The following is a 1,564-nucleotide window of genomic DNA, read 5'->3' as shown; positions in this document are numbered from 1 at the left end:
TTGGCTGTCTTCATTTCGCCGTGTCCTTTTCGAGGAGGTTCGGAGATGTTCGCCAAGATCGTCGCGACATATCGCTACTTCATGTCCGTGGTGCCTTTTCGGCTGACGCCGGCCATCATCACCACGGTTGTGCTTGTCACGCTGCTGCTCACACCGACGCCGGCTGGTTTGAAGGACAACGCTTGGGATCTGGTCGCCATCTTTCTGACCACGATCGTCGCCATCATTCTCAAGGTGATGCCGATCGGTGTGATGGCAATGATGGCAATCGTGATCGTGTCACTGGCGCAAGTGACCTCGAACTCGTCCAAGGGCGCCATTGCCGATGCGCTGAGCAGTTTTGATAGTCCGCTGATCTGGCTGATCGTAGTGGCCATCCTGATTTCGCGCGGCCTGAAGAAGACGGGGTTGGGCAGTCGCATCGGCCTGATGTTCATCGCGCTATTGGGCAAGCGGACGGTCGGCATTGGCTACGGGCTGGCGATCTGCGAGCTGGTACTGGCGCCATTCACGCCGAGCAACACCGCGCGCGGCGGCGGCATTGTGCACCCGATCATGCGGTCGATTGCCGGCGCCTTCGATTCCGATCCGGCTAACGGGACTCAGGGAAAGGTTGGTACCTATCTGGCACTAGTCAACTACCACGCCAACCCGATCACTTCGGCCATGTTCGTGACCGCCACCGCGCCGAACCCCCTGGTCGTCGACTACGTGGCCAAGGCCAGTGGCCAGTCGCTTCACCTGAGCTGGACCACCTGGGCGCTGTGCATGCTGCTGCCAGGCCTCGTCTGCCTGCTTCTGATGCCGCTTGTCATTCGCGTGCTCTGTCCGCCCGAACTGAAGGCGACCCCCAATGCGATCGAATACGCCAAGGGTGAGCTTGCTCGCATGGGCCCCCTGGGTGGCAAAGAGCGCGTCATGATTGGTGTCTTCGCCATGATGCTGGTTCTGTGGGCCAACGTGCCGGCAATGATCTGGGGGCCGACGTTCACGCTCGACCCGACGGTGGTCGCCTTTCTCGGCCTGTTCGCGTTGATCATTACCGGCACGATCGACTGGGACGATGTGTTATCGGAGAAGAGCGCCTGGGACACCCTGATCTGGTTCGGCGCTCTGGTAATGCTCGCGGAACAGCTCAACAAGCTTGGCGTAATCGCATGGTTCTCGGCCGATATGCGCGATGCCATTGCCGCCAGTGGAATGGGTTGGCTCTCGATTGCCGCCATATTGGTGCTGGCGTTCGTGTTTTCCCATTACCTCTTCGCAAGTACCACTGCCCATATCAGCGCGATGATGCTGGCCTTTCTGACAGTGGGCGCGCAGTTGATTCCGCAGCCTTATATCGCACCTTTCATGCTGATGATGACCGCCGGCTCGGCGATCATGATGACGCTGACCCACTATGCCACCGGCACATCGCCGATCATATTTGGCAGCGGGTATGTGACGATGGGGCAATGGTGGCGGGTCGGCGCGGTGATGTGTGTCTTTGAACTTGTCATCTTCGCCGTAGTAGGAGGTATCTGGTGGAAGATTCTGGGGTTCTGGTAGTCCGGGGCCACGG

General features: G+C 59.5%; 1 protein-coding gene. It reads left to right on the top strand.

Going from position 1 to position 1,564, the window contains the following annotated elements; translation table 11 throughout:
• Positions 1–45: 45 nt before the first annotated feature.
• Entirely contained in the window at positions 46–1,551 is a 1,506-nt protein-coding gene (locus tag WD006_RS29315) for a DASS family sodium-coupled anion symporter (RefSeq protein WP_011515879.1), read from the top strand.
• The last annotated feature ends 13 nt before the right edge of the window (positions 1,552–1,564 follow it).

It is taken from the genome of Cupriavidus sp. Met-2 (assembly GCF_049843575.1).
Classification (GTDB): Bacteria; Pseudomonadota; Gammaproteobacteria; order Burkholderiales; family Burkholderiaceae; genus Cupriavidus; species Cupriavidus metallidurans.
The sequence above is the reverse complement of the archived record's forward strand: the minus strand, read 5'-3'. Positions and strand labels throughout refer to the sequence as shown.

Bases quoted from the DNA above. Each gene is read 5' to 3' on its own strand.
- WD006_RS29315 (WP_011515879.1), top strand. From the start codon at position 46: ATGTTCGCCAAGATCGTCGCGACATATCGCTACTTCATGTCCGTGGTG.